The sequence below is a fragment of the Pseudomonas sp. PsB genome (assembly GCF_043658375.1).
Taxonomy (GTDB): Bacteria; Pseudomonadota; Gammaproteobacteria; order Pseudomonadales; family Pseudomonadaceae; genus Aquipseudomonas; species Aquipseudomonas putida_Z.
This window is the reverse complement of the sequence record NZ_JBIGLU010000033.1, coordinates 40,762-47,622: the sequence shown is the minus strand read 5'-3', so window position 1 is coordinate 47,622 and position 6,861 is coordinate 40,762. Positions and strand designations below refer to the sequence as shown.

The following is a 6,861-nucleotide window of genomic DNA, read 5'->3' as shown; positions in this document are numbered from 1 at the left end:
AGGAATAATTGGCCCGAAACAGATGTAGGAGCAGCCTTGTGCTGCGAAGCGCCGCGCGGGCGGCGCTCGATCTCACAAACACCGCAAAACGGGCGACGAACCCTCAGCGCAACTGCGGCCCCTGGAACCCCATCCACATCGCCAGGCGCTCAGCCACGCTGGCCCCAACGCGCTTGGAGAAGCGATCGAGCGCAGACTCCTGCACGGTGAAGTCCACCAGTTCCTTCTCGCCCACGATCTCGCGCGCCACATAGCTGGCACTGCCCAGCCCGTCCACCAGGCCCAACTCCTTGGCCTGCTCGCCCGACCAGACCAGGCCACTGAACAGCTCCGGATGCTCCTTGTCCTTCAGGCGTTCGCCCCGCCCCTGCTTGACCATGGCAATGAACTGCTGGTGCGTGGTATTCAGCACGCCCTGCCAGAACTCGGTCTCTTCCGGCTTCTGCGGCGAGAACGGATCGAGGAAGGCCTTGTGCTCGCCTGCAGTGTAGGTACGCCGCTCCACACCCAGCTTCTCCATGGTGCCGACAAAGCCATAACCGGCCGCCGTCACACCAATCGAGCCCACCAGACTGGCCTTGTCGGCATAGATCTCGTCCGCCGCACTGGCAATGTAGTAGGCACCGGAAGCGCCAAGGTCGGCGATGACCGCATACAGCTTTATCGCCGGGTATTCGGCCCGCAGACGGCGGATTTCGTCATACACGTAACCCGACTGCACCGGGCTGCCTCCCGGGCTGTTGATGCGCATCACCACAGCCTTGGTCTTGCTGTCCTTGAACGCCTCGCGCAGGCTCTTGACGATATTGTCGGCGCTGGCCGGCTCCTGGTCGGCAATCACCCCGCGCACCTCGACAAGCGCGGTATGGCTGGCACTGCGCGACGCGGTCTTGTCCATGTCCATCAACGGTGTGAACAGGATCAGAATGCCGAACAGGTAGACGAAGGTCAGCAACTTGAAGAAGATCCCCCAGCGTCGCGCCCGGCGCTGCTCCTGAACGCCTGCCAGCAGGGTCTTTTCCAGCAGTTTCCAGCTCTTGCGCTCTTCGCGCTCCTCGGGTTCGGCCTCGGGGGCTTTCCATTCGTCTGCCATGCTTACCTACCTTGGAAATGGAATTGCGGAACCACCCAGCCACTCACGCAACTGGGAAAAATGATCGATGCACACCTGCGGACCAAACTCGGCCAGCGCCTGCAGCGACATGGCACCATAGCCCACGGCCACCGAGTGCATGCCAGCATTGCTGGCCATCTGCAGGTCGAATGCCGAATCGCCAACCATCAGCGCACGCCCCGGTTCGACACCGCAATGACCGAGAATTTCCTCGAGCATAAGAGGGTGCGGCTTGCCGCGGGTCTCGTCGGCGGCGCGAGTGATATCGAAGAACTGCTCCCAGCCATTGGCCTTGAGCACCCGGTCCAGCCCGCGACGCGCCTTGCCGGTGGCCACCGCCAGGCGGTACCCCTCGGCACGGAAGGCATCCAGCGACTCGACCACGCCCTCGAACAGCGGCGAGGGCTGCTGGTCCAGGGCCATGTAGATATCGGCATAGTGCTGACGGAAGCTTTCGACCTGAGCAGGCGCCAGGTGCGGGTACAGGGTGTGGATCGCCTCGCCCAGGGCCAGGCCGATGATGCCCTTGACCGCATCCTCGCTGCTTTGCGCCTCACCGGCACGCTCGGCGGCGGCGTTCATGGCCTCGACGATACGCCCGATCGAGTCGGCCAGCGTGCCGTCCCAGTCGAAGATCAGTAGCTCATAGCCTTTTTTCATGGATCAGGACGCACTCAGACGTTCAACGGTTTTCGCCCAGACTTCATCCACTGGCGCCTCGAGCTTCAGCTCGCCACCATCCGGCAGCGGCACGGTCAGTGCGTAGGCATGCAGGAACAGGCGCTTGCCGCCCAAGTCACGAATTTCACGACTGAAATCTTCGTCGCCGTACTTGCTGTCGCCAGCGATCATATGCCCGGCATGCAGGGTGTGCACGCGGATCTGGTGGGTACGACCGGTGATCGGGCGCGCCTCGACAATGGTGGCGAACTCGCCGAAGCGGCGCAGCACGCGGAACAGGGTCAGCGCCTCCTTGCCCTCGTCGTTCACCTCGACCATGCGCTCGCCGGAGCGCAGGTTGCTCTTGAGCAACGGCGCGTTGACCTGCTTCTTCGAGGTCGGCCAGTGGCCGCGCACCAGCGCCATGTAGCGCTTGTCGACACCGTCGCCGCGCAGCGCGGCGTGCAGGTGGCGCAGCATGCTGCGCTTCTTGGCGATCATCAGCAGGCCGGAGGTGTCGCGGTCCAGGCGGTGCACCAGCTCCAGTTCCTTGGCGTCCGGGCGCAGCTGGCGCAGCGCCTCGATCACGCCGAAGCTCAGGCCGCTGCCGCCATGCACGGCGATGCCGGCCGGCTTGTTCATCACGATCAGCGCCTTGTCTTCGTAGACGATGGCCGCTTCCAGGCGCTGCAGCAGGCCCTGGGCTACCGGCGCCGGCTCGTCACGTTCCGGCAGGCGGACGGGCGGTACCCGCACGATGTCGCCGGCCTGGATCTTGTACTCCGGCTTGACGCGCCCCTTGTTGACCCGTACTTCACCCTTGCGCAGGATGCGGTACACCAGGGTCTTGGGCACGCCCTTGAGGGCCGTGATGAGGAAATTGTCGATGCGTTGGCCGGCAAGCTCCGGCGCGACTTCGATCAGCTGAACGCCGGAAGTCGGAGGGGTATTGGTCGTCATGGCGGGATCATAACAATTTTTTATGGAATTGAAGCACTTAATCATTGCTGCTATAGTCGCGAACGCCGCCAAAAGCGGCAGGCCAGCGGCACCAGGCTCCTAGCCGGTCCCTGACCAACGCAATTCTCCAGGACGCGAGGCCGTCCTACGGGGTTTTCGCCAGTTTACCGAATTGCCTGGAATCGCCACCAGCGCTGTGTAGAGAAGACCGAAAAAAAACGACAAGTGCGGTGTTTCACCTGCTTACCCGATTCTTTTCGCTGCACCTCTGCCCGCCCCGTCGCTTCCACGCAACGCCCGGCGAATGCTTCGGAAATACCTGCCTTGGACATGAATGGCGCCAGCGCAGAACCTGCGTTGGCGAAAAATGCAACCCGTTGCGGATTCAGCGCGCGGCAGCACCCGAATTATCAGGGATACGTGCAGGGTGGAGATGCACAGCCCTCGGACCGTGTAGCACCGCGTCCGGCCCACCAGCCCACTGAACGGCTGGCGAGCGGATAAGGTCCTGAACAGATGCCTCCGGGCGTCCACGGCTGACGGTTGATTCCTCCTCCTGACTGAGTGCACAAGGCCCGCTTGGTTGATTCGGATTCCAATTCGAAGCCACCGGGGCCTTGTTGGCACCGCAGCAAACAGGACGCGTCGTCGCGACAACGGCAGGCTGGGCAACCGGCTGGTGCCGAACGTCGCTCGACACGGGGGTGGCCCGGCCACCCTTTGCGCACCTTGGCACCGACCATGAGACGTCGTGTGTGCCGAACGCCGTTTCCGGCAGCCCGGAAACCGACGGTACAACATGAAAAGAATGCTGATTAACGCGACTCAACCCGAAGAGTTGCGTGTAGCCCTGGTGGACGGCCAACGTCTCTACGACCTGGACATCGAGTCCGGCGCGCGCGAGCAGAAAAAGGCCAACATCTACAAAGGCAAGATCACCCGCATCGAACCCAGCCTCGAAGCCGCCTTCGTCGACTTCGGTTCCGAACGTCACGGCTTCCTGCCGCTGAAAGAAATCTCCCGCGAATACTTCAAGAAAGCCCCCGAAGGGCGGGTCAACATCAAGGAAGTACTGAGCGAAGGCCAGGAAGTCATCGTCCAGGTCGAGAAGGAAGAGCGTGGCAACAAAGGCGCCGCCCTCACCACCTTCATCAGCCTGGCCGGCCGCTACCTGGTGCTGATGCCGAACAACCCGCGCGCCGGCGGCATCTCCCGCCGCATCGAAGGCGAAGAGCGCAACGAACTGCGTGAAGCCCTGAACGGCCTGACCGTGCCGGGCGACATGGGCCTGATCGTGCGCACTGCCGGCCTTGGCCGCAGCAGCGAAGAAATGCAGTGGGACCTCGACTACCTGCTGCAACTGTGGACCGCCATCAAGGAAGCGTCCCAGGACCGCGCCGCGCCATTCCTGATCTACCAGGAAAGCAACGTCATCATTCGCGCCATCCGCGACTACCTGCGCCAGGACATCGGCGAAGTGCTGATCGACAGCATCGATGCCCAGGAAGAAGCCCTGACCTTCATCCGCCAGGTGATGCCGCAGTACGCCAGCAAGGTGAAGCTGTACGAAGACAGCGTGCCGCTATTCAACCGCTTCCAGATCGAAAGCCAGATCGAGACCGCCTTCCAGCGCGTGGTCGACCTGCCGTCCGGCGGTTCGATCGTGATCGACCCGACCGAAGCCCTGGTGTCCATCGACATCAACTCGGCGCGCGCCACCAAAGGCAGCGACATCGAAGAAACCGCCCTGCAGACCAACCTGGAAGCGGCCGAGGAAATCGCCCGCCAGCTGCGCCTGCGTGACATCGGCGGCCTGATCGTCATCGACTTCATCGACATGACCCCGGCGAAAAACCAGCGCGCCGTCGAAGAACGTGTTCGCGAGTGCCTGGAAGCCGACCGCGCCCGCGTCCAGGTCGGCCGCATCTCGCGCTTCGGCCTGCTGGAAATGTCCCGTCAGCGCCTGCGCCCTTCGCTGGGCGAAAGCAGCGGCATCGTCTGCCCACGCTGCTCCGGCACCGGCATCATCCGTGACGTCGAATCGCTGTCGCTGGCCATCCTGCGCCTGATCGAAGAAGAAGCCCTGAAGGACCGCACCGCCGAAGTTCGCGCCCAGGTGCCGATCCCAGTGGCTGCCTTCCTGCTCAACGAGAAGCGCAACTCGATCACCAAGATCGAACTGCGTACCCGTGCGCGCATCATCATCCTGCCGAACGATCACCTGGAAACCCCGCACTTCGAAGTCCAGCGCCTGCGCGACGACAACCCGGAAGTGCTGAGCAACCAGTCCAGCTACGAGATCGCCGCCGCCGAAGCCGAAGAAGCGCCGCAGCCGACCGCTACCCGCACCCTGGTTCGCCAGGAAGCCGCGGTCAAGACCGCCCCGGCCCGCGCCAACGCGCCGGTACCGGCCACTGTCGAAGAGGCGCAGCCTGCCGCACCGGTCGCCCCTGCCCCGGTCGCTCCGGAGCCAAGCCTGTTCAAGGGCCTGGTGAAGTCGCTGGTAAGCCTGTTCGCCAGCAAGGAAGAGCCTGCCGCCGCGCCGGTTGTGACTGCCGCCGAGAAGCCAGCCGCCGAGCGCAGCCCACGCAACGAAGAACGCCGCAACGGCCGCCAGCAAAGCCGCAACCGCAACGGCCGCCGCGACGAAGAGCGCAAGCCGCGTGAAGAGCGTGCCGAGCGCGCACCTCGTGAAGAACGTGCCCCGCGCGAAGAGCGTGCACCACGTGAAGAACGCGCCCCACGCGAAGAGCGTGCACCGCGTGAAGAACGTGCACCACGCCAGCCACGCGAAGACCGCCGTGGCAACCGTGGCGAAGAGCGCGTGCGCGAACTGCGTGAGCCACTGGACGCTACCCCTGCCGAGCGTGAGGAACGTCAGCCGCGCGAGGAGCGTGTAGCCCGTGAAGAACGTGCCCCGCGTGAAGAGCGTGCACCTCGCGAGGAACGCGCCCCACGTGAGGAGCGTGCTCCACGTGAAGAACGCGCCCCGCGTGAGGAGCGTGCTCCGCGTGAAGAACGCGCACCTCGCGAAGAACGTGCTCCTCGTGAAGAACGTGCTCCTCGTGAAGAGCGCGCACCTCGTGAAGAACGTGCTCCACGCGAAGAACGTGCTCCTCGCCCACCACGCGAAGAGCGTCAGCCACGCGTAGCCGAAGAAGCCGCCGAGCAGGCTGCCGAGCTGGCTGAAGAGCAACTGCCGAACGAAGAGCTGCTGCAGGACGAACAGGAAGGCACCGATGGCGAGCGCCCGCGCCGCCGTTCCCGTGGCCAGCGTCGTCGCAGCAACCGTCGTGAGCGTCAGCGCAACGCCAACGGCGAGCTGATCGATGGCAGCGAGGAAGAAGGCAGCGAAGAGCAGCCACAACCGCATCAGGCCACCGAGCTGGGTGCCGAGCTGGCTGCCGGCCTGGCCGTGACTGCCGCTGTCGCCAGCAGCAACATCAGTGCCGACGCCGAAGCCCAGGCCAACCAGCAGGCCGAGCTTGCCACCGCCGAAGTCGCCGCCGTAGCGGAAACCGACAACAGCGAAGTCGCCCAGCCGGTCGAGCAGGCCGAGAAGGTCGAGCAGGTCGAAGCTACTGCCGTGGCTGAAGAAGTGGCTGTGGCCCCGGTGGTCGAGCAGCCGGTCAGCGAGCCTGTGGCCGTGGTCGAAGCAACTGCCGAGCCAGTGGTCGAAGTCGCTCCGCAGCCAGTGGTCGACGAAGCACCTGCTGCCGAACCGGTAGTGGTTGCCGAAGCACCGGTAGAAGCGCCTGCCGTCGAGGCCGGTGAAATCGAGCAGGCCCCGGTCGTGGTCGAAGCCGCTCCGGTTGCCGAGCAACCTGCCCCGGTTGTCGAGGCCCAGCCAGAAGTGGTGGCAGAGCCTGCCCCAGTGGCCGTCGAGCCTGCACCGGTCGAAGCCCCTGCGCCGGTGGAACCTGCCACTGTCATGCTGGCCAACGGCCGTGCGCCGAACGACCCGCGTGAAGTGCGTCGCCGCAAGCGTGAGGCCGAGGCTGCCGCCAAGGCCGCACAGGAAGCTGCTGCAGCCACCGAGGAGCCAGCCCTGGAAGCCACTGATGAGCAAAAGCCTCATCACGGTTGATAGCCAAGGCTGAATGAAAAAGCCCCGCCAGTGCGAACTG

At 64.5% G+C, this 6,861-nt stretch carries 4 protein-coding genes; 1 reads left to right on the top strand and 3 read right to left on the bottom strand.

Annotated features, from left to right (window positions below; translation table 11 throughout):
- Positions 1-103: 103 nt before the first annotated feature.
- The 3 genes from sppA to rluC are packed head-to-tail and all read right to left on the bottom strand — an operon-like array spanning position 104 to position 2,734.
- On the bottom strand, positions 104-1,093 hold the full coding sequence (gene sppA / locus ACGLHT_RS25455; RefSeq protein ID WP_274120106.1) for a signal peptide peptidase SppA: 990 nt from the start codon (positions 1,091-1,093) through the stop codon (positions 104-106).
- 6 nt (positions 1,094-1,099) lie between these two features.
- Positions 1,100-1,774 (bottom strand): HAD family hydrolase, encoded by a 675-nt coding sequence (locus ACGLHT_RS25450; RefSeq protein ID WP_025338213.1) that lies wholly within the window; start codon positions 1,772-1,774, stop codon positions 1,100-1,102.
- 3 nt (positions 1,775-1,777) lie between these two features.
- Positions 1,778-2,734, bottom strand: a complete 957-nt coding sequence (gene rluC / locus ACGLHT_RS25445) for a 23S rRNA pseudouridine(955/2504/2580) synthase RluC (protein WP_025338212.1) — start codon at positions 2,732-2,734, stop codon at positions 1,778-1,780.
- Between the two features lie 799 nt (positions 2,735-3,533).
- On the opposite strand from rluC, the gene rne reads away from it, so the two are divergent.
- Entirely contained in the window at positions 3,534-6,821 is a 3,288-nt protein-coding gene (gene rne, locus ACGLHT_RS25440; RefSeq protein ID WP_274120105.1) for a ribonuclease E, read from the top strand.
- Positions 6,822-6,861 lie beyond the last annotated feature (40 nt).

Coding starts and splice junctions, on each gene's coding strand:
- rluC (WP_025338212.1), bottom strand. CDS start 2,734: ATGACGACCAATACCCCTCCGACTTCCGGCGTTCAGCTGATCGAAGTC.
- ACGLHT_RS25450 (WP_025338213.1), bottom strand. CDS start 1,774: ATGAAAAAAGGCTATGAGCTACTGATCTTCGACTGGGACGGCACGCTG.
- rne (WP_274120105.1), top strand. CDS start 3,534: ATGAAAAGAATGCTGATTAACGCGACTCAACCCGAAGAGTTGCGTGTA.
- sppA (WP_274120106.1), bottom strand. CDS start 1,093: ATGGCAGACGAATGGAAAGCCCCCGAGGCCGAACCCGAGGAGCGCGAA.